This is a genomic window from Saccharothrix coeruleofusca, from assembly GCF_017876325.1.
Taxonomy (GTDB): Bacteria; Actinomycetota; Actinomycetes; order Mycobacteriales; family Pseudonocardiaceae; genus Actinosynnema; species Actinosynnema coeruleofuscum.
This window is the reverse complement of the sequence record NZ_JAGINV010000001.1, coordinates 3457446-3482235: the sequence shown is the minus strand read 5'-3', so window position 1 is coordinate 3482235 and position 24790 is coordinate 3457446. Positions and strand designations below refer to the sequence as shown.

Below are 24790 nucleotides of genomic sequence, written 5' to 3'. Positions count from 1 at the left end.
ATGTCCGTCGTGGACCGCCGTCCGATCCGCCCGGCGCGTCGACCCGCGACGCTGAGCCGCGTGATCGAAGTGCGTGAGCTGACCAAGCGCTACGGCGCCACGAAGGCCGTGGATGGCCTGTCCTTCGCCGTCGGGCCCGGCTGCGTGACCGGGTTCCTCGGGCCCAACGGCGCGGGCAAGTCGACCACCATGCGAGCGGTTCTCGGCCTCGACCGACCCACCAGCGGCGAAGCGCTGGTGGGCGGGCGACGCTACGCCGAGATCCCGCGACCGATGCACCACGTCGGCGCGCTGCTGGACGCGAGTGCCGCGCACGGCGGTCGGACCGCCTACGACCACCTGCGAGTGCTGGCCCGCAGCAACGGCATCGGCGACAAGCGGGTCGTCGCGGTGCTGGAGGAGGTGGGCCTGGCCGGGGCGGCGCGCAGGCGGGTCGGCGCGCTGTCGCTGGGCATGAGGCAGCGGCTGGGCGTGGCCGCGGCGCTGCTGGGCGATCCGGGCGTGCTGCTGTTCGACGAGCCGGTCAACGGGCTGGACCCGGAGGGCATCCGGTGGATCAGGCGGCTGATGCGGTCGCTGGCCGCCGAGGGCCGCACGGTGCTGGTGTCCAGCCACCTGATGGGCGAGATGGCGCTGACCGCCGACCGGGTGGTCGTCGTCGGGCGGGGCAAGCTGATCCTCGAAGCGTCCGTGCGGGAGCTCAGCGACCGCTTCCGGCGCGACGTGCTGGTGCGCACGCCCCGTCCCGCCGAGCCGACCGCCGCGCTGCGGGCCGCCGGGGCCACCGTGCGCGAGGAGGCGGGGGCGCTGCTCGTGCGCGACCTGGACGCGCCGGGCATCGCGGACCTGGCCGCGGCGGCGCGGCTGCCGGTGCACGAGCTGACGCCGCGCGGAGCGTCGCTGGAGGAGGCCTACCTCGAACTGACCGACGACAGCGTGGATCACCGCGCCGGGGGGACCGACCGATGACCGACGTGATCGCCTCGGAGTGGCTCAAGCTCCGCTCGGTGCGCTCCACCGGCTACCTGCTGCTGGCGCTGCTGCTGACGCTGCTGGCCGGGAGCGCGGTGGCGTACCTGATGACCGCCGACTGGGACACCTCGCCGCCGCAGCAGCGGGCCCGGTTCGGCAGCGCCGACCCCAGCGTCATGGTGGTGCCCTTCGGCCAGTTCCTGTTCGGCGTGCTGGGCGCGCTGGCGGTCACCTCCGAATACGGCAGCGGCATGATCCGAACGGCGCTGGTGTCGGTGCCCCGCCGCCGGACGCTGCTGCTGGCCAAGACCGCCGTGGTGGGCGGTGGCGCGGTCGTGCTGGGCCTGGTGGTGGCCAGCGCGGCGGCCCTGTCCGGTGAGCTGATCACCGGTGACCGGCCCGCGCCGATCGCGGCGTTCGACTCCTCCGCCGCCCTCTGGTCCGCCGTGCTGGCCAACGCCGCGGCGCTGGCGCTGCTGGCGCTGCTCGGCCTGGGCCTCGGCTTCGTCCTGCGCTCCACGGCGGGCACGCTGGTGGCGCTGTGCGGGTTGCTGTTCGTCCTCCCGGTGCTGGTGCTGATGCTGCCGCAGCCGTGGGACGAGCGGCTCTACGCGCTGACTCCGGGGGTGCTGGCGCCGCAGCTGACGGGGGCCATGGCGGACCCGTCGCTGACGCCGTGGGGCGCGGGGCTGGTGATGGTGGCCTACGCCGCGGTGTCGCTGGGCGCGGGCGCGGCGGTGCTGCTGCGCCGGGACGCCTGAGCGCCGGTTACCGTGATCGCCGTGCCCGACTTCGCCCTCGGCCTGGCCGCCCTCGGCAGGCCCGCCTACATCAACCTCGGTCGCGAGCGGGCGCTGCCCGAACACCGCGACGTCGACGCCATGCGGCGCGCCTGCCACGCCGTGCTGGACGCGGCGTACGCGGCGGGCGTGCGCCGGGTGGACGCGGCCCGCTCCTACGGGCGCGCCGAGGAGTTCCTGGCCGAGTGGTTGGCCGACCGGGGGCACCGCGACGTGCGGGTGTCCAGCAAGTGGGGCTACGCCTACGTGGCCGACTGGCGGCGCGACGCGGACACCCACGAGGTCAAGGAGCACTCGCTGGACCGCTTCACCCGGCAGTGGCGGGAGACCGAGTCGCTGCTGGGGGCCGGTGTCGAGCTGTACCAGGTGCACTCGCTGACCGACGACAGCCCGCTGTTCGGCGATTCCGAGCTGCTCGCCGCACTGGGGGCGCTGCGCGACTCCGGGGTGCGGCTGGGCTTGTCCACCTCCGGACCGCGCCAGGGCGAGGCGGTGCGCCGGGGGCTGGAGGTGGAGGTGGCCGGGCGGCGGCTGTTCGACGCGGTGCAGTCCACCTGGAACGTGCTGGAGCCCTCGGTGGGGCCCGCGCTGGCGCTCGCGCACGAGGCGGGGGCCGAGGTGCTGGTCAAGGAGGGGCTGGCCAACGGCAGGCTCGCGGTGGACCCGCCGCGCCGCGTCCGCGAGCTGGCCGCCGAGCACGGGGTGGGGCCCGACGCGATCGCGCTGGCCGCGGTGCGCGCCCAGCCGTGGGTCGACGTGGTGCTCTCCGGCGCGGCCAGCCCGGACCAGCTGCGCGCCAACCTGGCCGCGCGCGAGGTCGAGCTGGCCCCCGACGCCATGGCCGAGCTGGCCGAGCCCGCCGAGCGCTACTGGGCCACCCGAGCCTCCCTGCCCTGGAACTAGTCCTTCACCGCCAGCCCCGCGACGAGGACCGCCACCAGTCGGCGCGCGTCGTAGCGGCGGTTCTTGCCCGCGCCCGCGCAGATGCCCCCGACGCCGCGCATCAGCTCGTAGGCCGCCAGGTCGTCCCGGATCTCGCCGGAAGCTGCGGCGGCGTCCAGCAGTCGGGCGCACACCGGCACGAGGTGGTCGAGGAAGTAGGTGTGCAGGGGGTCGAAGCAGGGGTCGTCGGACTGCAGCACGGCGGCGAGCCCCTGCTTGGTGATCACGAAGTCGACGAACGCGTCCATCCACCGCCGCAGCGCGGCGTACGGGGTGGGGCTGGTCGCCAGCAGGACGGGACCGGCCTGGGCGAGGGATTCGACCTGGTGCCGGTAGACGGCGACGATCAGGTCCGCCCGCGTCGGGAAGTGGCGGTAGATGGTCGCCGTCCCGACGCCCGCCGCGGCGGCGATGTCGCGTATCGGCGCTTCCACGCCGGAGGTCACGAAGACCGAGGCGGCCGCGTCGAGCAGGGCCTCCTGGTTGCGCCGCGCGTCCGCCCGCTTGGGACGGGCCGTCCCCCGATCGCCGTCGTCCACCGCGCGTTGCCTCCCATCGCCCCGGCTAAGCGGGACACTGTCCCGTATGCTTAAAACGGGACGCTGTCCCGCTTACATGGTGCCAGGTCGGCGCCGCCGGCCCCACCACGGGTCACTACGAGGAAGACTCCCCATGACTGGAACAGCCCTGCCCGTCATCTCGGTCAAACCGGTCGCGCTGCCCGCCCCCGGCCGCGGCGAGGACCTGCGAGTGCGGGTGTCCGCGCCGGTGACCGGCGACGGACTGCCGATCGTCGTCTTCTCGCACGGCTTCGGCTCGTCGATGGACGGCTACGGCCCCCTGACCGACTTCTGGGCCGCCCACGGCTTCGCGGTGGTCCAACCCACCCACCTCGACTCGCGCACGCTGGGCATCCCCCCGGACGACCCCCGCACCCCGCGGATCTGGCGCTTCCGCGTCGAGGACGTCAAGCTCGTCCTCGACCGGCTCGACGTGCTGGAAGCCGCCGTCCCCGGCCTCGCGGGCCGCCTGGACCGCGACCGGATCGCCGTGGCCGGGCACTCCTTCGGCGGCCAGACGGCGGGCAACCTGCTGGGCCTGCGGGTCCTCGACCCGGCGGGCGGGGGAGGGCAGGACCTGTCCGACCCCAGGGTCGCGGCCGGCGTGCTGCTGGCCACGGCCGGACGGGGCGGAGCCGACCTGACGCCGTTCGCGGCCGAGAACTTCCCGTTCCTCAACCCCGACTTCACGACCATGACCACGCCCGCGCTCGTGGTCGCCGGGGACCGGGACGACTCCCCGCTGACCGTTCGGGGACCGGACTGGATGACCGACCCGTACTTCCTCAGCCCCGGCGGCAAGAGTCTGCTCACCCTGTTCGGGGCAGAGCACTCGCTCGGCGGCATCCCCGGCTACGAGGCCAAGGAGACCACGGACGACAACCCCGAACGGGTCGCCCTGCTGCAGCGGATCACCTGGGCCTACCTGCGCCACGCCCTCGGCGTCGAGGACGACAGCTGGGCGGCGGCGCGGAAGGAGCTGGCCGACAGCCCCCGACCACTGGGCCGCCTCGAATCCCGCTGAGCCGCCTGCAAGTACTACCCGAGGCGCCCGCGCGGGCCGCTGACTACCACCCGCCGTCGCGAAAGCGCGGACCACCGCCGTCGAACCACATCCGAACCAGCTCCCGGCCATCCGGCACCACCGGCCAGTCGGGGTCGGCGACCAGCCGCCGGACCTCCGCCACGTCCACCCACCCGCCCCAGGCGACCTCCTCGGACTGGTGGTGGAACGGACCGTCGCTGCGCGCCAGGTAGACGTGCGCGACGTAGCGGATGGTCCCGTCGACGAACCGCGACCGGAACAGCGGCGTCAGCGGCGCGGTGACGCCCAGCTCCTCGGCCAGCTCGCGGCGCGCGCACTCGTCGGGCGTCTCCCCGGCCGCGACCACGCCGCCGCACGTCGGGTCGTACAGGCCGGGGTAGACGTCCTTGGTGTCGGTGCGGCGGTGCACGTACAGCCGCCGCCCGTCCAGCGAGGTCACCACGATGGCCGCGCACGCGTGCCACAGCCCTTCGGCCCGCACCCGCGCCCGCGTCGCCGACCCGACCGGCGTGCCGTCGGGGTCCACCAGCGCCACCAGCTCCACGATCGTCCTCCTCCGGTCGTACCCGATCGTGCTACCGCGGGCCGACGCCCGCCGACGAACCCCGTTCCTACCTTCGTGACGTCCACGTCACGAGGAGGAATCGTGCCCACATCCCTGCGGCTCGCGGTGGCCGAGTTCCGCTCCCGGCCGGGCCGAGCGGTGCTGCCCGGTGTCGCCCTGGTCGTCGGCGTCGCCTGCCTGCTGGCCTCGCTGGTGCTCAGCCAGGCCATGGTCCAAGCCGTCGAGCAGACCGCGCCCGCGGTGCCCGCCGGGGTCGACCACGTCGTGCGGCCCGGCACGTCCGGCGGGGCCGTGCTGGACCAAGCCGCGCTGGACCGGGTCGCCGCGCTGCCCGGCGTCGCGGAGGTCGTGCCGGTCCGGCAGGTGCGCGTCGACCTGCTGCTCGACGGGGGCCGCGCGGGGAGCCAGCGGGCCGACGCCGACGTCGAGCCCGACCGGGCGGAGCTGCACCGCATCCCGATCCGGGACGGCCGCACCCCCGCGCGCGACGGGGAGATCGCGCTCGACCGGGTCACCGCCCACCAGCACGGCCTGGGCCCCGGCTCGGCGATGCGGGTCGCCGACGCGCGGGGCAGGCCGCTGGACGTGGTCGTCCGAGGCGTCACCGAGCGCGGGTCGCTGAGCGAGGAGCCGCTGGTCGTGGTCGGCGAGGACCTGGCCGCGAAACTGGGGACGCCGCGGGTGGTGGAGGCGCACGTGCGGGGCGGCCACGCGGCGGCCGTCGAGCGGGCGCTGGGCGAGGGCTTCGCGGTGCGGTCCGCCGCGCAGGTCGTCGCCGCCGCGGCGGACGACGCCGACGACCTGCGGGTGATGCTGCTGCCGTTCAGCGTCCTGGCGCTGGCCACCTCCGTGTTCGTCTCCTCGGCGACCTTCCGCGCGGTCTACGCGCAGCGGCAGCGCACCACCGCGCTGCTGCGCTGCCTGGGCGCCCACCGGGCCCCGCTGCTGCGCGCCAACCTGCTCGAAGCGCTGTTCACGGGCGCGGTGGCGGGCGTGCTGGGCGCGCTGCTGGGCGGCCCGGTCGCCCTGCTGCTGGCCCGCCTGTTCGACGCGACCGGCCTGTCGGCGGTGCTGGGCGCGGTCGAGCTGAGCCCTCGGCTGCTGCCCTCGGCCGACCACCTGCTGCTCGGCGGGTTCGTCGCCGCCGCGCTCAGCGCGTTCGCCGCGGTGCGGCCGTCGCTGGCCGCCGCGCGGGTGGCCCCGCTGTCGGCGTTGCGGTCCTCCGAAGGGGGGACCCCGGACGCGGCCGTGGCGCGCAGGCGGCTGGTCCTCGGCCTGCTGCTGGTGGGCACCGCGGTCGCGCTGGCCGCGCTGGGGGTGCTCGCGAAGGGCTCGATCGGCGCGGTCTTCCTCGTGCTGTTCTCCGGCATCGCCGCGATGGCCGGGCTGTTCGGCGTGCTCGGCCCCGTCGTGGTGCCCGCGCTGGGCCTGCTCTTCGGGCACATCGCGGGCCGCTTCGGCGGCGCGCAGTGGAAGCTGGCCGCCGCCGAGGTGCGCCGGGTGCCGCGGCGCGCCGCGTCGGTGGCCATGCCGCTGGTGCTGGCCGCGGCCATGGTGACCTTCTTCGCGGTCGCGGTCGGCACCGCGCAGCGCGTAGAGGACGAGTTCAGCGGCGCGTCGCGCCCGGACGTCATGGTCGCCGACGTGGGCGACCGCCCCCTGCCCGCCGGGGCGGAGGCCGCCGTGCGGCGGCCAGGAGCGGAAGCCTCCGTCGTCCTGCACGAGGCCGAGAGCGCGGAGGTCGACGCCCAGGGCGAGAGCAGGACCATGACGGTCGCGGGCGCCGATCCGCGGCGGATGCGGGACTGGCTGGCCGCCCAGCAGGCGGACGCCCCCGACTTCGCGACGGGCCAGGTGCTGCTGTCGGAGGGGACCGCGCAGCGGCTCGACGCGCGGCTCGGGCACGCCGTGACGCTCTACGGGATGCCCGGCGGGGCGCGCACCGCCACGTTCGCGGGCACCTACCCCGGCGAGCTGGTCGAGGCCTCCGCGGTGCTGGCCGACCCGTCCATCGCGCCCGCCTCCCGCGTCCTGGTGGCGCTGGAACCCGCCGCCGACCCGGCCGCCTACCGCGACGGCGTGCGCGAGGTGCTGGCGGGCGCGCCCACCGTGCTGGTGACGACCAGGGCCGACATCGCCGCGCGCAGCCAGCGCTACCTGGACATGGGCACCACGCTGCTGATGGTGCTGCTGGGCCTGTCCGCGGCGGTCGCGGTCACCGGCATCGGCACCGCGCTGGCGATCTCGGTGCAGGAGCGCCGCAAGGAGCTGGCGCTGCGCCGCGCGCTGGGCGTGACCAGGGGCGGCATCCAGGGCGGCGTGGTCGCCGAGGCGGTGCTGCTGTCGCTGGTCGGCTTGCTCGGCGGCGGGGTGTTCGGGCTGGTGTACGCGGAGCTGGCGATGGCCGCGCTCGGGGTGTTCACCTGGCCGACCGCGGCGGTGCCTCCGCTGCTGCTGGGCGGGCTGGGCGTGGTGGTCCTGGCGGTGCTGGCCGCGGCCGGACCCGCCCGCGGCGCGGCCCGCGTCCGACCCGCCGCGGGGTTGGCGGCAGGCTGAAAACGCGCGTGGGTGCCGCGCGGTGCCCGCCGTAGGTCGTAGGCTGCAGCTATGCGGCGGATCATGGGAACCGAGGTCGAGTACGGCATCGCGGTGCCGGGTGACGCGACCGCCAACCCGGTGCTGACCTCCACGCAGGTGGTGCTGGCCTACGCGGCCGCCGCCGACATACCGCGCGCCCGGCGCGCGCGGTGGGACTACGAGGTCGAGTCCCCGCTGCGCGACGCGCGGGGGTTCGACCTCGGCGCCCCCGGCGGCCACCCCGGCGACAGCGACGTGGAAGACCTCGGCGCGGCCAACGTCATCCTCACCAACGGCGCGCGGCTCTACGTCGACCACGCGCACCCGGAGTACTCCGCGCCCGAGGTCACCAACGCCCGCGACGCGGTGATCTGGGACAAGGCGGGCGAGCGGGTGATGGAGGAGGCGGCCATGCGCGCCGCCACCGTCCCCGGCCAGCCGCGCCTGCAGCTGTACAAGAACAACGTCGACGGCAAGGGCGCCAGCTACGGCACCCACGAGAACTACCTGATGGCGCGCAGCACCCCGTTCACGGCGGTGATCGCGGGCCTGACCCCGTTCTTCGCCTCCCGGCAGGTCGTGGTCGGCTCCGGCCGCGTCGGCATCGGCCCGGCGGGCGAGGAGGCCGGGTTCCAGCTGTCCCAGCGCTCGGACTACATCGAGGTCGAGGTCGGCCTGGAGACCACGCTCAAGCGCGGCATCATCAACACCCGCGACGAGCCGCACGCCGACGCGGACAAGTACCGCAGGCTGCACGTGATCATCGGCGACGCCAACCTCGCCGAGTACTCCACCTACCTGAAGGTGGGCACCACCTCGCTGGTGCTGGACATGATCGAGGCGGGCAGGCGGTTCGACGACCTGCGCCTGCTGGACCCGGTCCGCGCGGTGCACCAGATCAGCCACGACCCGACGCTCAAGACCCGCGTGGAGCTGGCGGGCGGGCGCAAGTTCACCGGCCTGGACCTGCAGTTCGCCTACTTCGAGCGGGCCTCGCAGTTCGTCGAGCAGGAGGGCGTCGGCGACCGCGACGTGCTGCGGGTGTGGGGCGAGGTGCTCGACGCGCTGGCCCGCGACCCGCAGGAGTGCGCCGACCGGCTGGACTGGCCCGCCAAGCTGCGGCTGCTGGAGGGCTACCGGGCGCGCGACGGGCTGGCCTGGGGCTCGCCCCGGCTGCACCTGGTCGACCTGCAGTACGCCGACGTGCGGCTGGACAAGGGCCTGTACAACCGGCTGGTGGCCCGCGGCTCGATGAAGCGCCTGGTCAGCGAGGAGGAGGTGCGCGCGGCCGTGCTCGCGCCGCCGGAGGACACCAGGGCCTACTTCCGCGGCCGCTGCCTGGAGCGCTACCCGACCTCGGTGGCCGCCGCGTCGTGGGACTCGGTGATCTTCGACCTGGGCCGCGAGTCGCTGGTGCGCATCCCCACTCTGGAGCCCCTGCGCGGCACCAAGGCGCACGTCGGCGCGCTGCTGGAGGCCGCCGAGACGGCCGAGCAGCTGGTGGAGGCGCTGACCAGGGGCTGATCAACTTACCCGAGTGGTAGACGAAAATTGTCACACTCGATGGGTAGGGTTGACGTGCACGACCCGAGGACCGGGAGGTCGACATGGCCCAGGAACAGGTTCAGCGCCAAGGCGGCGGTGACGGCGACGACGGCGGCGACGCCGCGGCGGCGGCGGGCCAGGAACGCCGCGAGAAACTCGGCGAGGACGTGGACGCGATCCTCGACGAGATCGACGACGTCCTGGAGGAGAACGCCGAGGACTTCGTCCGCGCGTACGTGCAAAAGGGCGGCCAGTAGGCCGCTGGCGGGACAGGAGAAGAACCCACACATGGACCTCAGCTCGACCGGGCACTACCCGGCCGCGTCGCTGCCCCCGGCCTACCTCAGGCCGGGGTCCTCTTCGTTCGTCGACTTCCTGCGCGCGCAGGCGCCCGAGCTGCTGCCCTCGCCGCAGCGGCTGCCCGAGGGGACCGTCCAGGCACCCCACGGCACCACGATCGTGGCACTGACCTTCCGCGGCGGCGTGGTGATCGCCGGGGACCGGCGGGCCACGATGGGCAACGTCATCGCCCAGCGGGACATGAAGAAGGTCTTCATCACCGACGACTACTCGGCGGTGGGCATCGCGGGCACGGCGGGCATCGCGGTCGAGATCGTCCGGCTGTACGCGGTGGAGCTGCGGCACTACGAGAAGATCGAGGGCGTCTCGCTGTCGCTGGACGGCAAGGCGAACCGGCTCTCCGGCATGATCAAGGGCAACCTCGACGCGGCGCTGGCGGGGCTGGCCGTGGTGCCGCTGTTCGCGGGCTTCGACATCGACGCGCCCGATCCCGAGCGCGCGGGCCGGATCGTGTCCTACGACGTCACCGGCGGCCGTTACGAGGAGTCCCAGGGCTACCAGGCCGTGGGATCGGGCTCGCTGTTCGCCAAGTCGGCGCTGAAGAAGCTCTACAACCCCGACGCGGACGCCGAGGCGGCCGTGCGCAGCGCGATCGAGGCGCTCTACGACGCCGCGGACGACGACTCGGGCACCGGCGGCCCCGACACCGTCCGCAAGATCTACCCGGTGGTCGTCACGATCACGGCCGACGGCGCGGCGTACCTGTCCGAGGACCAGGTCGCGGCCCAGGCCGAAGCCGTCGTGGAAGCCCGTCGGACCAGCCCGACGGGCTGACCACCGTGATCACCATCCGCCGAACACGGGAGCCGCACCAGTGACGTTGCCGTTGTACGCCTCACCCGAGCAGATCCTGCGGGACCGCTCGGAGTACGCCAGGAAGGGCATCGCGAGGGGCCGCAGCGTCGTCGTGCTCAGGTACGCCGACGGGGTGCTGTTCGTCGCCGAGAACCCGTCCAGCACCCTGCACAAGGTCTCCGAGATCTACGACCGCATCGGCTTCGCCGCGGTCGGCCGCTACAGCGAGTTCGAGAACCTGCGGCAGGCGGGCATCCGGTTCGCCGACGTGCGCGGGTACCAGAACGACCCGCGCGACGTGACCGGCCGCTCGCTGGCCAACGTCTACGCCCAGACCCTGGGCTCGATCTTCACCCAGGAGATCAAGCCCCTGGAGGTGGAGATCTGCGTGGCCGAGGTCGGCCACTCCGCGGAAGAGGACACGCTGTACCGGCTGACCTACGACGGTTCGATCGTGGAGGAGCCGCAGTACGTGGTGATGGGCGGGCAGGCCGAGGCGACCGGCACCGCCCTGAAGGAGAGCTACGCCGAGGGCCTGGCACTGGCCGACGCGGTGCGCCTGGCGGTCAAGGCGCTCAGCAACGGCAGCACCAGCACCGGCAACGGCAAGCCGGACCTGCTCGACTCCGCCAAGCTGGAGGTCGCGGTGCTGGAGCGGGACCGCCCGCGCCGGGCGTTCCGCCGCATCGTCGGTGCCGCGCTGGCCCCGCTGCTGCCCACCTCCGACGCGGCGCCCGCCGAGCCGGAGGCCAAGGACGAGGGCAAGAGCAAGCCCGTCACCGACGCCAGCCTGCCACCGGACGACAACAAGTCCTGATCCGACACGTGTGAGGCCCGGCCCGCTCCCGCGAGCCGGGCCTCACACGTGCTCCAGGCCGCGTCAGCAAGTACCACCCGAGGCCCTCACCAGGGCGGGTAACTACTACCCGAGGTGCGCGAACGCTCAGTTCGCAGTGCCCGAACGCGCGACTCGCGCCGGGTGTCACGGTCGGTAGATGCCCAGGGCGGCGGGTTGGGAGCGGAACGAGAACGCCGTGCCGGTCGGGCCCACCTCGCCGTCGGTGGCGATGGCCACGGCCGCGTCGAAGACCCGCACTTCCAGGGCGCGCGTCTCCAGGTGCCGGTAGGTCCGGCTGTGGTGCAGCGAGCCCAGCAGCGCCCCGAGGAAGAACCGGGCGCGGGAGAACCGGGTGTCGGCGCGGATGTAGCGCACGTCCAGCAGCCCGGCGTCCAGCGCGGGGCGCACGGTGGGGGCGAAGCCCTTGGGCCGGTACGGCCCGTTGCCCACGAACAGCATCCACACCAGGTGCGGCTCGCCGTTGAGCTCCACCCGCAGGGGTCGGGACGTGCGCAGCACCTCGGCCAGCGCGATGGCCGCCGCGGGCCACTTGCCCCACCGGTCCTGCAGGCGCTCACGCAGCCGGACCATGTCCGGGTAGCCGCCGAGGCTGGCGGTGTTGACGAACCACCGGGGCGCCGCGCCGTCCACCGACACCGAGGCCAGGTCGATCAGCACCCCGTCGCCCGCCGAGACGGCCCGCGCGGTGTCGTCCAGGCCGTCCACGCCCACGTCGCGCGCGAAGTGGTTCAGCGTCCCGGACGGGACCAGCACCATCGGCAACCGGTGCTCGGCGGCCACCGCCGCGACCGCCGCCACGGTGCCGTCGCCACCCGCCACGCCCAGCGCGCGCGGCGCGTGGTCGGCCACCGCGGTGGGCAGGTCCGCCACGCCCACCAGGGTGGCCTTGGGCCACTCCTGGGTGATGGCCTCCGTCGGGTCCGCGCCGCCCGCCTGCGGGTTCACCACCACGACCAGGCCCTCGCCGTCGGTCAGCGGCTCCAGCGCGGCGTGCTCGTAGGCCGACGCGGGTTCTTCGCGGCCCAGCGGCCACCAGCGCCGCGTCGCCAGGCCCACGGTGGTGCCCAGCAGCGCGCCCGCCAGCACGTCGGAGGGCCAGTGCACGCCGGTGTGCACCCGCGAGTAAGCCACCGCCGCCGCGACCGGCCCGACCACCGCCGCGGCGGTCGGGGACTCCATCGCCACCGCCGCGGTGAACGCCGCCGCCGAGGCCGCGTGGCCGGACGGGAAGGACGACGAGGTGGGCCGCTTGGTCAGCCTGCGCGGCACCGGCAGCAGGTCGGCGGCGGGCCTGCGGCGCGGGAACAGCGTCTTGCCGACCAGGTTGGCCCCGGCGCTGGCCCCGGCGATGGCGGCCACCCCGCGCAGCGCCGCGCGCCTGGTCCGGCCCCTGCGGGCGGCCAGCACCGCGGCCACCGCGAACCACAGCAGGCTGTGGTTCGCCGCCCTGGACAACTTCTTCAGACCCCGGTCCGCGGGGGTCGCCGGGAGCGCCGCGCAGCGCCGCATCAGGCCCTGGTCCAGGCGGTTCACTCGTCGGAGCACACCTGAACGTTATCGTCGAAAACCGGCTGACGCCCGATTGGATCACTGAAGGAAGCGCCGGATGCGCTTACTGTTGAGGGATGCAGCGGCGGATCTTCGGCATTGAGACTGAGTTCGGGGTGACCTGCACCTTCCACGGGCAGCGCAGGCTGTCCCCGGATGAGGTCGCGCGTTATCTGTTCCGCCGGGTGGTGTCGTGGGGTCGTTCGTCGAACGTCTTCCTGCGCAACGGCTCTCGGCTCTACCTGGACGTCGGGTCGCACCCCGAGTACGCCACCGCGGAGTGCGACGACCTGACCCAGCTCGTGACGCACGACAAGGCGGGCGAGCGGATACTCGAGGACCTGCTGGTCGACGCCGAGCGCAGGTTGGCCGACGAGGGCATCGGCGGCGACATCTTCCTGTTCAAGAACAACACCGACTCGGCGGGCAACTCCTACGGCTGCCACGAGAACTACCTGGTCGCACGGGCCGGGGAGTTCTCCCGCATCGCGGACGTGCTGCTGCCGTTCCTGGTCACCCGCCAGCTGATCTGCGGGGCGGGCAAGGTGCTGCAGACCCCGCGCGGGGCGGTGTACTGCCTGTCCCAGCGGGCCGAGCACATCTGGGAGGGCGTCTCCAGCGCCACCACCCGCTCGCGCCCGATCATCAACACCCGCGACGAGCCGCACGCCGACGCCGAGCGCTACCGCAGGCTGCACGTCATCGTCGGCGACTCGAACATGTCCGAGGTCACCACGCTGCTCAAGGTGGGCAGCGCGAACCTGGTGCTGGAGATGATCGAGCAGGGCGTGCAGTTCCGCGACTTCAGCCTGGACAACCCGATCCGGGCGATCCGCGAGATCAGCCACGACCTGACCGGCAGGCGCACGGTGCGGCTGGCGGGCGGCAAGGAGGCCTCGGCGCTGGACATCCAGCGCGAGTACTACGAGCGCGCGGTGGAGCACGTGGCCAAGCGCTCGCCCGACCCGATGGCCGAGCGGGTGCTGGAGCTGTGGGGCCGCACCCTGGACGCGATCGAGGCCGAGGACCTGTCCAAGATCGACCGCGAGATCGACTGGGCCATCAAGTACCGGCTGATGGAGCGCTACCAGGCCAAGCACGACATGGACCTGTCCAACCCGCGCATCGCCCAGCTGGACCTGGCCTACCACGACATCCGGCGCGGCCGGGGCGTGTTCGACCTGCTCCAGCGCAAGGGGCAGGTGGACCGGGTGACCGACGACGGCGAGATCGAGGCCGCCAAGGACACCCCGCCGCAGACCACGCGGGCCAAGCTGCGCGGCGACTTCATCGCCGCCGCGCAGGCCGCGGGCCGGGACTTCACCGTGGACTGGGTGCACCTGAAGCTGAACGACCAGGCGCAGCGCACGGTGCTGTGCAAGGACCCGTTCCGCGCGGTGGACGAGCGGGTGGAGCGGTTGATCTCCTCCCTCTAGCGGTTGTCGGGGGAGGGGGACTTCGTGAGGCTCTGAGCCCATGAAGATCCTCCTCCTCGCCGCGGTCGCGGCATCGCTGCTGGTGGTGGCCCCGGCCGGGGCCGCACCCGAGACCCGCTGGGAGCTGCGGCCCACCGGGGTGGACGCCCGGCTGCGCGGCCTCTCGGCGGTGGACGCCCGCGTCGCGTGGGTCAGCGGCAGCAAGGGCACGGTCCTGCGCACCACCGACGGCGGCCGCAGCTGGGCCTCCGTCGCGCCGCCGGGCACCGAGGCGCTGGACTTCCGCGACGTCGAGGCGTTCGACGCCCGCAACGCCGTGGTGCTGTCCATCGGGCCGGGTGACAGCTCGCGCATCTACCGCACCTCCGACGGCGGCCGGACGTGGGCGCAGACCTTCGCCAACCCGGAGCCGGACGCCTTCTACGACTGCGTGGCCTTCTTCGACCGGTTCCGCGGCCTGGCCATGGGCGACCCGGTGGGCGGGCGGTTCCGCGTGCTGGTCACCCGCGACGGCGGGCGCAGCTGGCGGCGGGTGCCCGAGGAGAACCTGCCGCCCGCCTCGGACGGCGAGTTCGGCTTCGCCGCCAGCGGCCAGTGCCTGACCACGGCGGGCTCGCGCGACGCCTGGATCGCCACCGGCGGCGGCGCGCGGGCGCGGGTGCTGCACTCCGGCGACGGCGGGTGGCGCTGGACCGCCTCGGACACGCCGCTGCTCAGCTCACCCTCGGCGGGGGTGTTCGCGGTGGCGTTCCGCACCCCGCGGCAGGGCGTGGCGGTCGGCGGCGACTACGCGGACCCGGCGGGCGCGGTGGCCAACCTGGCGCTCAGCGGCGATGGCGGCCGGACGTGGCGGGCGCCGTCGCAGGCCCCGGTGGGCTACCGCTCGGGCGTGGCCTGGCGCGGCGGCTCGGTGGTCGCGGTCGGACCGGGCGGCAGCGACCTCAGCCGCGACGGCGGGCGCCACTGGCGGCAGTTCGACCAGGGCAGCTTCGACACCGTGGACTGCCCGAGCACCTGCTGGGCGGCCGGTGAGAAGGGCCGGGTCGGTGTGCTGACCGGCGGCTGACCTCTCGGGTGGAGCCTGTCCAGGGCTCCGCACGCCCCATTGACAAAATAGATTTGTACGTTCAAAGTTGTTTTCGCGATGAGAGATGTCCTGTACCTGGATCAGATCGAGCAGGCCGAGGCACTGCTCAAGCCGCAGCGCGTCGAGGTGCTGCGGCAGTTGGCCGAGCCCCGCTCGTGCACCGAGGTGGCGGCAGTGCTCGACCAGACCCCGCAGCGGGTCTACTACCACGTGAAACGCCTGGTCGAGGCCGGTCTGGTCACCCAGGTGTCGGAGCGCCGGGTGCGCGGCGTGCACGAGGGCGTCTACCAGGCCGCCGCGCGGTCGTACTGGCTGTCGCCGCACCTGGTGGGGCGGCTGGGGCTGCGCCGGGAGCGGGACGAGCTGAACCTGGCTCGTCTGCTCGACCTGGTCGAGCAGGTGCAGTTCGACATCGCCGCGCTCGACCGCACCCGCCCGGAGCTGCCGTCGCTGGGGGTCTCCGGGGAGATCCGGCTGCGCCCGGAGGACCGGCAGCGCTTCTTCGCCGACCTCAAGGCCACCCTGCAGGACCTGTTCACCCGCTACGGCGGCGCGGAGGGCGACGCCTTCCGGCTGGCCGTGGCCTGCTACCCGGAGGGCGAACGAGACGATGAGTGAGACCCTGACGCTGCGGGTGCGCGCCCGCGTCCCCGCCGAGCGCGTGCACCGCGCCCTGACCGACGGCGCCGAGCTGGCCACCTGGCTGGCCGAGCGGGCCGAGGTCGACCTGCCCGACCGCTACCAGTTCTGGGGCCGCCACACCCCCGAGGGCGACCGGCCGCGCCAGCGGCCCCTGCGCGTGGACGACCGCGCGGTCAGCTTCGGCTGGCACCTCGGCGGCGAGGACACCACCGTCGAGTTCCTGCTCGCCGACGAGGAGGGTGGCACGCTGGTCACGCTCACCCAGAGCCACTTCCCCAGCTGGCGGACCGCCATCGCCGAGACCAGCGTGCTGGGCTACCTCTACACCTACTGGTGCCTGGCGCTGGCCAACCTGGTCGACCACGTCGAGGGCCGCCCGCTGACCCCCAAGCCCGACTTCACCAGCGGGCGGATGCGCGCCGTGGTCGACGTCGCCGCCCCGGTGGACGAGGTCTACGACGCGCTGGTGGACCCGGTGAAGTTCGAGCGCTGGTTCGGCGCGAAGGTCGACATCGAACCGGAGGTCGGCGGCCGGTTCGCGATGGGCGGCTTCGAGCACAACCCGGAGCCCGCCACGATCGTCGACCTGCGACCCGGCCGCGCGATGACCGTCGACTGGGGAGACTCGGTGTCGACCTGGGAGCTGGAGGGCTCCGGGGGACGCACCCGGATGACGTTCACGCAGAGCGGGTTCGACGAGGGCAGGCCGCCGTTCGGGGCCTGGCTGGGCTGGCTGGCCGGGGTGGCCGAGCTGCGCCGGTTCCTGGAGCTGCCCGACTGGCGGCCGATGTGGCTGACGCCGGAGGTGCCCGAGCTGCCCGACGGCATCCTGACCGACCAGCGCGGGTGAGCGGACCGTTCACCCGAGCAGTGCGGGGGAGTGGGCGTCACCGGGTGGCCGCGCGGGGTTAGGGTTCCCTGGTGGCCACCGCACGTGCTGAACGGCTCGTCAACCTGGTGCTGTGCCTGCTCTCCACCCGCCAGTACCTGACCGCCGAGCGCATCCGCGCCATCGTCCCCGGTTACGCCGACGCGTCCACCGACGAGGCGTTCTTCCGCATGTTCGAGCGCGACAAGACCGAGCTGCGGGACCTGGGCGTCCCGCTGGAGACCGGGCGCAGCGGCGCGTTCGACGCCGTGGACGGCTACCGCATCGCGCGCCGCGACTACGAGCTGGGCGACGTCGACCTGGAGCCGGACGAGGCCGCCGCCGTGGCGCTGGCCGCCCGGCTGTGGGACTCGCCGCAGCTCACCGGCGCCGCGCACGGCGCGCTGATCAAGCTGCGCGCGGCGGGCGTGGACGTCGACCAGGACGTGCACGTGCCGGTGGAGCCCAAGGTGCGGGCCACCGAACCGGCGTTCCCGCCGCTGCTGGCCGCGGTGCAGGAGGGGCGGGTGGTGGAGTTCGACTACCGCCGCCCGGTCCCGGTGGAGGTGCGCAAGCGCACCGTGGAGCCGTGGGGCGTGGTGGCCTGGCGCGGCCGCTGGTACCTGGTCGGGCACGACCGCGACCGCGACGCCCCCCGCTGCTTCCGGCTCTCCCGCATCGTCGGCGAGGTCCGCGCGGTCGGCAGGCCCGGCGCGGTGGCCCGCCCCGACGACGTGGACCTGCTCAGCTTCGTCGCGCGCACCCAGCGCGACCCGCAGACCACGGCCACCGCCAAGCTGTGGGTGGCCAAGGGCCGGGGACAGGGGGTGCGCCGCCGTGCCCGGCCGCTGGGCGAGCGGGAGCACGACGGCGTGCCCGGCGACGTGCTGGAGATCGAGCTGCGCTTCCCGGACTCGGCGGCGGGCTGGATCGCCGGGTTCGGCGAGGACGTGGTGGTGCTGGAGCCGGAGACGCTGGCCAAGACGGTGCGGGAGAAGCTGGTGGGCGCGCTGCGCGGAGCCGGGGTGAAGGTGTGAACGCGGTCAACGACCGGCTGCCCAGGCTGCTGGCGCTGGTGCCCTACCTGCTGGCCCGGCCGGGCATCCCGATCGAGGAGGCGGCGGCCGACTTCGAGGTCACCCCCAAGCAGCTGCGCCGCGATCTGGAGCTGCTGTGGATGTGCGGGCTGCCCGGCTACGGCCCCGGCGACCTGATCGACCTGTCGTTCGAGGGAGACACGGTCACCGTCACCTACGACGCGGGCATGAGCAGGCCGCTGCGGCTGACCGCCGCCGAGGCCACCGCCCTGCTGGTCGCGCTGCGGGCGCTGGCCGAGACGCCCGGCGTGGTGGACAAGGCCGCCGTGCAGCGGGCCGTGGCCAAGATCGAGTCAGCGGTCGGCCAGGCCCGGCCCGCGGGCGTCGCGGTCGGCCTGGCCGTGCGCGAGGCCCCGGAGACCGAGCGGGTCCGCGACGCGGTCTCCGACGGCGTCCGGCGCGGCCGGGCGCTGCGGCTGCGCTACTACACGCCGTCGCGGGACGAGATCACCGACCGGGTGGTGGACCCGATGCGGGTGCTGCTGGTCGAGGGCCGCGGCTACCTGGAGGCGTGGTGCCGGGCCGCGGACGGCGTGCGGCTGTTCCGGCTGGACCGCATCGACGGCGTGGAGGTGCTCGACGAGCCCGCCAGCCCGCCGCCGCACGCCACGCCCACCGACACCTCGGAGGGGTTGTTCCACCCCGACCCGTCCCAGCGCACCGCCGTGCTGGTGCTGGAGCCGGACGCGCGCTGGTTCGCCGAGTACTACCCGATCGAGGACCTGGAGGAGCTGGGGGAGGGCCGCGCGCGGGTGCGGATGCGCTACTCCGACACCGCCTGGATGGTCCGACTGCTGCTCGGCCAGGGCGGCGAGGTGCACGTCGAGCAGCCACCGGACCTGGTGGAGGCGCTCGTTCGCCGGGCGGAGGCCGCGTTGCGGCGGGCGGATCACCTCCCGTCCACCTGAGCCCTATACGGTTGTGCCGTGCCGTACTTGCCGATCCTGGCGCTGGTCCTGCTCGGGCTGGTCGCGCTCGTCGTGGTGGTGGTCCGAGTGATCGGATCGTTGCGCCGATTCCGCGTCGCAAGCACTCTGGTAGGTGACAGGGTCGGCGACGGCGTGGGTCTGCTGCGGGCGCGGTTCGCCGCGCTCGGGGTGGCCTTCGCCGAACGGCGTCCGGACCGGGCCCGACAGGGCGAGCCCCGAGTACGATCGACGCACCGGGGGAGACAGGAGGACCACCGTGGGTAACCTCGGACCAACCGAGCTGATCATCATCGCCGTGGTGATCATCTTGCTGTTCGGCGCGAAGAAGCTGCCCGACATGGCCCGCTCGATCGGCCGCTCGGCCAAGATCCTGAAGGCGGAGACCAAGGGCCTGCGCACCGACGAGGACGGCCAGCAGCAGGCGCAGGCGCAGCCGCCCGCGCAGCAGCAGCTGCCGCCCGCACAGCCGCCCGTCGCGCAGCAGCCCATCGTGCAGCAGCCTGCCCAGCAGGTCCCGGTCCAGCAGCCCCAGGCGCAGCAGCCGCAGGTGGCCCCGCCGATCGAGCAGACGCCGCAGAACATCCAGCACAAGTCCAACTAGCAGTGAAGGACGGTCCGCACGGTGGGGGCTAGCCCTGTCCGGTGGTGGTCCCAGCGCCGGGAGCGCCGCAGGCTGACGAGCCGTCGGAGCAACCCCGACGGCACGATGTCGCTCAAGGACCACCTGTACGACCTGCGGCACCGGCTGGGCTTGGCGCTGCTGTTCATCGCGTTCGGCGCGATCTTCGGGTTCCTGTGGTGGGGGTGGCACCCCTTCGGCCTGCCCAGCCTGGGCCAGATCGTCACCGGGCCGTACTGCGGCATCCCGGTCACCGACCGGCTCAGCCAGAACGGCAGCTGCCAGCTGCTGCAGACCAAGCCGTTCGAGGCCTTCATGATCCAGCTGAAGGTCGGCGCGGCGGCGGGCATGGCGCTGACCGCCCCGCTGTGGCTGTACCAGGTCTGGCGCTTCATCGCGCCCGGCCTGTACGCCAAGGAGCGGCGGTTCGCGCTGGTCTTCGTGGCGGCGGCCTCGGTGCTGTTCGTGCTGGGCGCGGCGCTGGCGTTCTACGTGGTCCCGCAGGGCCTGACGGTGCTGGTCGGGTTCGGCGGCAGCCAGTTCCTCACCGCGCTGTCGGCGGGGGACTACATCGACTTCGTGCTCACCCTGCTGCTGATCTTCGGCGTGAGCTTCGAGCTGCCGCTGATCGTGGTGATGCTCAACCAGGTCGGTGTGCTGACCTACGAGAAGCTGAGCCAGTGGCGGCGGGGCATCGTGTTCGGGCTGTTCGTCTTCGCCGCCGTGGCCACGCCGGGCACCGATCCGATCTCGATGGTGGCGCTGGCCATCGCGCTGGCGCTGCTGTTCGAGCTGGCCATCCAGATCGCGCGGGTGCACGACCGGCGCGCGGCGCGCAAGCGCAAGGCCGAGGGCTGGGACGACCTGGCCGACGACGAGGCCGCGCCGTTCGACTACACCCCCTCGCAGATCGACGAGCCGGAGCCGGTGACCGAGTCCGCGAGCCGGGAGCGCGTGCGCTACGACGACGCGACCTGATCGACGACCCACCAGGCCCCGCCGCGCACCCGTCGCGGCGGGGCCTCGTGCGATCATGCGGCCGTGACTCGCGCGGCGCTGCTGGTCTGCCCCGCCTCGGGCAGGGGCCGGGCGGGACGGGTGGCGGACGCGGTGGCCGCGCGCCTGCGCACCGCCGTGGACTCGCTGAACTCGCACGTCGCCGACTCCGCCGAGGGCACTTTGGCGCTGGCCCGGCGCGCGGTGGACGACGGGGTCGACGTGCTGGTGGTCCTGGGCGGCGACGGCGCCGCGCACCTGGCCGTGCAGGCCTGCGCGCGCAGCGGCACGGCGCTGGCCGTGGTGCCCGCGGGCACCGGCAACGACCTGGCCTCGGCGCTGGGCGCCTCCTCCGTCGAGGACGTGGTGGCCGCGCTGCGCGCGGGCGGCAGGCGGTCGGTCGACCTGGGCAGGCTGGAGACCGGGACGTGGTTCGCCACCGTGCTGTGCGCGGGCTTCGACTCTGCGGTCAACGAGCGCGCCAACGCCCTGCGCTGGCCCGCCGGTCCCCGCCGCTACGACCTGGCGATCCTGGCCGAGCTGGCGGTGCTGCGCCCGCAGCGGCTGCGGGTGGACGCCGACGAGCGCGTGCTGGAGCTGGACGCGCTGCTGGTGGCGGTGGGCAACACGAGCAGCTACGGCGGCGGCATCCCGGTGTGCCCGGACGCCGACGTGAACGACGGGCTGTTCGACGTGACCGTGCTCGCCGCGGCACCGCGCCGCGCGTTGCTGCGGATGCTGCCCGCCCTGCGCACGGGCAGGCACGTCGACCACCCGGCGGTCCGCACCTTCCGCGCCAGATCCGTCACCCTGTCCGGACCTCCCTGGGTGGGCTACGCCGACGGGGAGCGGATGCACGAGGTGCCGGTGAGCGCGACCTGCGTTCCCGGCGCCCTGACCGTAGTCAGCTCAATAACTTCAGTGTAGAACGAAATATCTGCTCCGGCCCGCGCGCGATATCCGACCAGCTTTTGTCGGGGTCATGTGACAGCCTGGAGGGGTGTCAAGCGCTTCGCGGTCCCCGGCCGACGCCTACGCGGAATTCCGACGCCGCTCCACCCGGCCCAAGCTGACCGACTTCCTCTCGGTGATCTCCTTCGAGCTCGACCCGTTCCAGCGGCGCGCGTGTGAAGCGCTGGAGGACGGGCACGGCGTGCTGGTGTGCGCGCCGACCGGCGCGGGCAAGACCGTCGTCGGCGAGTTCGCCGTCCACCTCGCCCTGTCCGAGGGGCGCAAGTGCTTCTACACCACGCCGATCAAGGCGCTGTCCAACCAGAAGTACGCCGACCTGTGCGCCCGCTACGGCGCGCAGCGGGTGGGTCTGCTGACCGGTGACACGTCGGTCAACGGCGACGCGCCGGTGGTGGTGATGACCACCGAGGTGCTGCGCAACATGCTCTACGCGGGCTCCTCGACGTTGAACAGCCTGGCCTACGTGGTGATGGACGAGGTGCACTACCTGGCCGACCGGTTCCGCGGCCCGGTGTGGGAGGAGGTCATCCTGCACCTGCCGGAGTCGGTGCGGCTGGTGAGCCTGTCGGCCACGGTGAGCAACGCCGAGGAGTTCGGCGAGTGGCTGGTCGAGGTGCGGGGCGACACCACCGTGGTGGTCGACGAGCACCGGCCGGTGCCGCTGTGGCAGCACATGCTGGCGGGCAACCGGATGATGGACCTGTTCGCCGGGGAGGGACCGGACGGGCACGCGCGGATCAACCCGCAGCTGCTGCGGCACACCGAGGACCTGGCGCGCTTCCACGTGCCGTGGAGTCGCGGGCGGGGTGGCCGGGACAAGGACCGGGGGCGGGCGCCGCGGTCGACGGGGTTCAAGCCGCCGTCGCGGGTGGAGGTGGTGCAGCGGCTGGACGCGGCCGGGTTGCTGCCCGCGATCGACTTCGTGTTCAGCCGGGCGGGCTGCGACGCGGCGGTGGCCCAGTGCGTGCGGGCGAACCTGCGGCTGACCTCGGCGGAGGAGACCGCGCGGATCCGCGACATCATCGAGGACAAGACCGGTGACCTGCCGCAGGGCGACCTGATGGTGCTGGGGTACTGGGAGTGGCGGGAGGCGTTGGAGCGGGGCATCGCCAGCCACCACGCGGGGCTGCTGCCCGCGTTCAAGGAGACGGTGGAGGAGTTGTTCGTGCGCGGCCTGGTGAAGGTCGTGTTCGCCACCGAGACGCTGGCGCTGGGCATCAACATGCCCGCGCGCACGGTCGTGCTGGAGAAGCTGGTCAAGTACAACGGCGAGGCGCACGTCGACCTGACGCCGGGGGAGTACACGCAGCTGACCGGGCGGGCCGGGCGGCGGGGCATCGACGTGGAGGGCCACGCCGTGGTGGTGTGGCAGCCGGGGGTGGACCCGAAGGCGGTGGGCGGGTTGGCCTCGACGCGGACCTACCCGCTGCGCTCGTCGTTCCGGCCGGGTTACAACATGGCGGTCAACCTGGTGCACCAGTTGGGCGCGGCGGCGGCGCGGGAGATCCTGGAGCAGTCGTTCGCGCAGTTCCAGGCGGACCGGTCGGTGGTGGGGCTGGCGCGGCGCATCGAGCGCAACCGGGAGGCGTTGGGCGGGTACGCCGAGGCGATGACCTGTCACCTGGGTGATTTCAGCGAGTACGCCTCGCTGCGGCGGCGGGTGGCCGACCGGGAGAAGGCGCTGGCGCGGCAGAACACCACGGCGCGGCGGGCGGAGACGGCGGCGTCGTTGGAGAAGCTGCGCAAGGGTGATGTGATCGCGGTGCCGTCGGGGCGGCGGTCGGGGCTGGCGGTGGTGATCGACCCCGGTCTGGAGCCGCTGGGTGAGGCGCGGCCGCTGGTGGTGACCGAGGACCGGTGGTCGGGGCGGTTGTCGTCGGCGGACTTCCCGGTGCCGGTGGAGGTGCTGGGGCACGTGCGGTTGCCCAGGCAGGTGGACACGCGGTCGCCGAGGTCGCGGCGGGACTTGGCGTCGACGTTGCGCAACACCGGGATCGTGGCTCCCGCGCTGCGCAAGCGGCGGTCCACGGCGGATGACGACGCGGAGTTGGCGACGTTGCGGCGGGCGCTTCGGGCGCACCCGTGTCACGGGTGCGAGAAGCGCGAGGACCACGCGCGGTGGGGTGAGCGGTACCACCGGCTGCTGGGGGAGACCGAGCAGTTGGAGCGCAAGGTGGCGGCGACGACGCACTCGTTGGCGCGGGAGTTCGACCGGATTCGCGGGTTGCTGCGAGAGCGCGGTTATCTGACGCAGGAGGAGGCCGGGCCGGGTGAGGAGGTCACCGAGCACGGCAAGCGGTTGACCCGCCTGTACAGCGAGTCGGATCTGCTGGCGGCGGAGTGCCTGCGGCACGGGGTGTGGCGGGGGCTGGACCCGGCGGAGTTGGCGGCGGTGGTCTCGGCGCTGGTCTACGAGGCGCGGCGGGACGGGCCGTTGGAGACGCGGCTGCCGCCGGGCAAGGTCTACGACGCGTTGACGGCGACGTCGCGGTTGTGGGCGGAGTTGGAGGAGGACGAGCGTCGTCACCGGCTGGACCGGACGCGGCAGCCTGATCCGGGGTTCGCCTGGGCGGTGTTCCGGTGGGCGCGCGGGGAGTCGTTGGAGAAGGTGCTCAGCTCGGCAGAGGCCAGTGGGGTGGAGTTGGGCGCGGGTGACTTCGTGCGGTGGTGCAGGCAGGTGATCGACTTCCTGGACCAGATCCGGGATGTGGTGGGCGGTGGCGATCCGGTGGGGGCCACCGCGCGCAAGGCGGTCGAGGCGCTGCGGCGCGGGGTGGTGGCGATGGCCACGGTCTGACAAAGGTTTGCGGGGTGGCTGGGTGGCCGCCCCGCGCCTGTGGTTTGATCGCGCCCGCAAGCCCTGTACGTCCAACTCTCAGACCGACCGTCGGAGGCCGAGCATGACCAGTCCGTACGGACCGTCCGGAGGGAACGACCCGCAGCCGCAGTGGGGCCAGCAGCCCTACGGTGGTGGGTACCCCGGCACGCCGTCGGGTGGTTTCCCCGCTCAGCAGCCCGGTTACGGGCAGCCGGACCCGTCGCAGCAGTCGCCGCAGCAGCCGCAGTGGGGGCAGCAGCCGCCGCCTCAGCAGCCGTACACGCAGCAGTACCCCGGTGCGTACGACCCGACCCAGTCCAACCCCTACGGGCAGCCCGCGCAGGGTCCGTACGGTCAGCAGCCCTATGGTCAGCAGCCGTACGGGCAGCCGGGTTACGGGCCGCAGCCGCCCGCGAAGAAGTCCAGCGCGGTGTTGTGGGTCGTGGTGGCGCTGGCGGTGCTCGTGGTCGGCGCGGTGGGCATCACCGGGTTCGTGACGCCGGGGTTCCTCAACACGAAGGTGTTCGACAACACCGCCGTGCAGAACGGCATCGTGCAGGTCCTCAAGGACGACTACAAGATCGCCGACGTGGAGAGCGCGTCCTGCACGGGTGAGCACGAGGTGAAGCCGAACACCACCTTCGACTGCACTGTCAAGGTCGGGGACAAGGACAAGAAGGTCAAGATCACGGTGAAGACCGCCGACGGCGAGTACGAGGTCGGTCAGCCCACCGGCTGAGCGCGTTCCCGGATCACTG

At 73.5% G+C, this 24790-nt stretch carries 24 protein-coding genes; 21 read left to right on the top strand and 3 right to left on the bottom strand.

The genetic code is table 11. The features are described 5' to 3' along the window. Positions 1-60: 60 nt before the first annotated feature. Genes JOF41_RS15660 through JOF41_RS15650 form a run of 3 tightly spaced genes read left to right on the top strand, consistent with a single transcriptional unit; the run spans position 61 to position 2675 of the window. Positions 61-969: an ABC transporter ATP-binding protein gene (locus tag JOF41_RS15660; protein ID WP_209619822.1), complete on the top strand. Its 909-nt coding sequence runs from the start codon at positions 61-63 to the stop codon at positions 967-969. Beyond that, on the top strand, positions 966-1733 hold the full coding sequence (locus JOF41_RS15655) for an ABC transporter permease (RefSeq protein ID WP_189227394.1): 768 nt from the start codon (positions 966-968) through the stop codon (positions 1731-1733). The genes JOF41_RS15660 and JOF41_RS15655 overlap by 4 nt, the downstream gene beginning before the upstream one ends. Positions 1734-1754: 21 nt before the next feature. Further along, the gene (locus JOF41_RS15650; protein ID WP_209619820.1) at positions 1755-2675 is read left to right on the top strand and encodes an aldo/keto reductase; all 921 of its coding nucleotides are present in this window, start codon (positions 1755-1757) and stop codon (positions 2673-2675) included. On the opposite strand, the gene JOF41_RS15645 is transcribed toward JOF41_RS15650, so the two are convergent. Further along, positions 2672-3253 (bottom strand): TetR/AcrR family transcriptional regulator, encoded by a 582-nt coding sequence (locus tag JOF41_RS15645; protein WP_189227395.1) that lies wholly within the window; start codon positions 3251-3253, stop codon positions 2672-2674. The two genes, JOF41_RS15650 and JOF41_RS15645, sit on opposite strands and share 4 nt — an antisense overlap. A 133-nt stretch (positions 3254-3386) precedes the next feature. On the opposite strand from JOF41_RS15645, the gene JOF41_RS15640 reads away from it, so the two are divergent. Continuing rightward, on the top strand, positions 3387-4298 hold the full coding sequence (locus JOF41_RS15640; protein ID WP_189227396.1) for an alpha/beta hydrolase family protein: 912 nt from the start codon (positions 3387-3389) through the stop codon (positions 4296-4298). A 43-nt stretch (positions 4299-4341) separates the two neighbouring features. Here JOF41_RS15640 and JOF41_RS15635 read toward each other — a convergent pair whose 3' ends face one another. After that, positions 4342-4863 (bottom strand): NUDIX hydrolase, encoded by a 522-nt coding sequence (locus tag JOF41_RS15635; protein WP_209619818.1) that lies wholly within the window; start codon positions 4861-4863, stop codon positions 4342-4344. 102 nt (positions 4864-4965) lie between these two features. On the opposite strand from JOF41_RS15635, the gene JOF41_RS15630 reads away from it, so the two are divergent. The 5 genes from JOF41_RS15630 (at position 4966) to prcA (ending at position 10978) form a co-directional block, all read left to right on the top strand. Then, on the top strand, positions 4966-7440 hold the full coding sequence (locus JOF41_RS15630) for an FtsX-like permease family protein (RefSeq protein ID WP_209619815.1): 2475 nt from the start codon (positions 4966-4968) through the stop codon (positions 7438-7440). Positions 7441-7491: 51 nt separating this feature from the next. Beyond that, complete coding sequence (gene dop, locus JOF41_RS15625) at positions 7492-8985, top strand: depupylase/deamidase Dop (RefSeq protein ID WP_189227399.1); 1494 nt, start codon at positions 7492-7494, stop codon at positions 8983-8985. A gap of 83 nt (positions 8986-9068) precedes the next feature. Continuing rightward, a complete protein-coding gene (locus JOF41_RS15620; RefSeq protein ID WP_189227400.1) occupies positions 9069-9263 on the top strand; it encodes a ubiquitin-like protein Pup in 195 nt (64 codons plus the stop codon). Between the two features lie 31 nt (positions 9264-9294). Next, on the top strand, positions 9295-10140 hold the full coding sequence (prcB, locus tag JOF41_RS15615; RefSeq protein WP_189227401.1) for a proteasome subunit beta: 846 nt from the start codon (positions 9295-9297) through the stop codon (positions 10138-10140). Positions 10141-10180: 40 nt separating this feature from the next. Next, positions 10181-10978: a proteasome subunit alpha gene (prcA, locus tag JOF41_RS15610; protein WP_189227402.1), complete on the top strand. Its 798-nt coding sequence runs from the start codon at positions 10181-10183 to the stop codon at positions 10976-10978. A gap of 165 nt (positions 10979-11143) precedes the next feature. On the opposite strand, the gene JOF41_RS15605 is transcribed toward prcA, so the two are convergent. Beyond that, entirely contained in the window at positions 11144-12565 is a 1422-nt protein-coding gene (locus JOF41_RS15605; protein ID WP_372448481.1) for a bifunctional phosphatase PAP2/diacylglycerol kinase family protein, read from the bottom strand. Between the two features lie 80 nt (positions 12566-12645). On the opposite strand from JOF41_RS15605, the gene pafA reads away from it, so the two are divergent. The 12 genes from pafA (at position 12646) to JOF41_RS15545 (ending at position 24771) form a co-directional block, all read left to right on the top strand. Further along, positions 12646-14004: a Pup--protein ligase gene (gene pafA / locus JOF41_RS15600; protein WP_189227403.1), complete on the top strand. Its 1359-nt coding sequence runs from the start codon at positions 12646-12648 to the stop codon at positions 14002-14004. A gap of 40 nt (positions 14005-14044) precedes the next feature. Beyond that, positions 14045-15070: a WD40/YVTN/BNR-like repeat-containing protein gene (locus JOF41_RS15595; protein ID WP_189227404.1), complete on the top strand. Its 1026-nt coding sequence runs from the start codon at positions 14045-14047 to the stop codon at positions 15068-15070. 78 nt (positions 15071-15148) lie between these two features. Then, positions 15149-15709 carry an ArsR/SmtB family transcription factor gene (locus JOF41_RS15590; RefSeq protein ID WP_189227405.1) on the top strand — a complete coding sequence of 187 codons (561 nt, stop codon included), beginning with the start codon at positions 15149-15151 and terminating at the stop codon, positions 15707-15709. After that, positions 15702-16583 carry an SRPBCC family protein gene (locus JOF41_RS15585; protein WP_209619813.1) on the top strand — a complete coding sequence of 294 codons (882 nt, stop codon included), beginning with the start codon at positions 15702-15704 and terminating at the stop codon, positions 16581-16583. The genes JOF41_RS15590 and JOF41_RS15585 overlap by 8 nt, the downstream gene beginning before the upstream one ends. Positions 16584-16654: 71 nt before the next feature. Next, complete coding sequence (locus JOF41_RS15580; RefSeq protein WP_189227407.1) at positions 16655-17638, top strand: helix-turn-helix transcriptional regulator; 984 nt, start codon at positions 16655-16657, stop codon at positions 17636-17638. Beyond that, positions 17635-18606, top strand: coding sequence for a helix-turn-helix transcriptional regulator (locus tag JOF41_RS15575; protein WP_189227408.1), 972 nt, complete (start codon positions 17635-17637; stop codon positions 18604-18606). The genes JOF41_RS15580 and JOF41_RS15575 overlap by 4 nt, the downstream gene beginning before the upstream one ends. Positions 18607-18624: 18 nt before the next feature. After that, positions 18625-18891: a bacteriophage holin gene (locus JOF41_RS15570; RefSeq protein ID WP_189227409.1), complete on the top strand. Its 267-nt coding sequence runs from the start codon at positions 18625-18627 to the stop codon at positions 18889-18891. 34 nt (positions 18892-18925) lie between these two features. Further along, the gene (gene tatA, locus JOF41_RS15565) at positions 18926-19228 is read left to right on the top strand and encodes a Sec-independent protein translocase subunit TatA (protein ID WP_229796359.1); all 303 of its coding nucleotides are present in this window, start codon (positions 18926-18928) and stop codon (positions 19226-19228) included. A gap of 105 nt (positions 19229-19333) precedes the next feature. Next, positions 19334-20224 (top strand): twin-arginine translocase subunit TatC, encoded by an 891-nt coding sequence (gene tatC, locus JOF41_RS15560; RefSeq protein ID WP_209624231.1) that lies wholly within the window; start codon positions 19334-19336, stop codon positions 20222-20224. A gap of 63 nt (positions 20225-20287) precedes the next feature. Then, on the top strand, positions 20288-21169 hold the full coding sequence (locus tag JOF41_RS15555) for a diacylglycerol/lipid kinase family protein (RefSeq protein WP_209619810.1): 882 nt from the start codon (positions 20288-20290) through the stop codon (positions 21167-21169). Between the two features lie 73 nt (positions 21170-21242). Then, positions 21243-24011, top strand: a complete 2769-nt coding sequence (locus JOF41_RS15550) for a DEAD/DEAH box helicase (protein WP_189227412.1) — start codon at positions 21243-21245, stop codon at positions 24009-24011. Positions 24012-24114: 103 nt separating this feature from the next. Beyond that, positions 24115-24771, top strand: a complete 657-nt coding sequence (locus JOF41_RS15545) for a DUF4333 domain-containing protein (RefSeq protein ID WP_189227413.1) — start codon at positions 24115-24117, stop codon at positions 24769-24771. Positions 24772-24790: the final 19 nt, after the last annotated feature.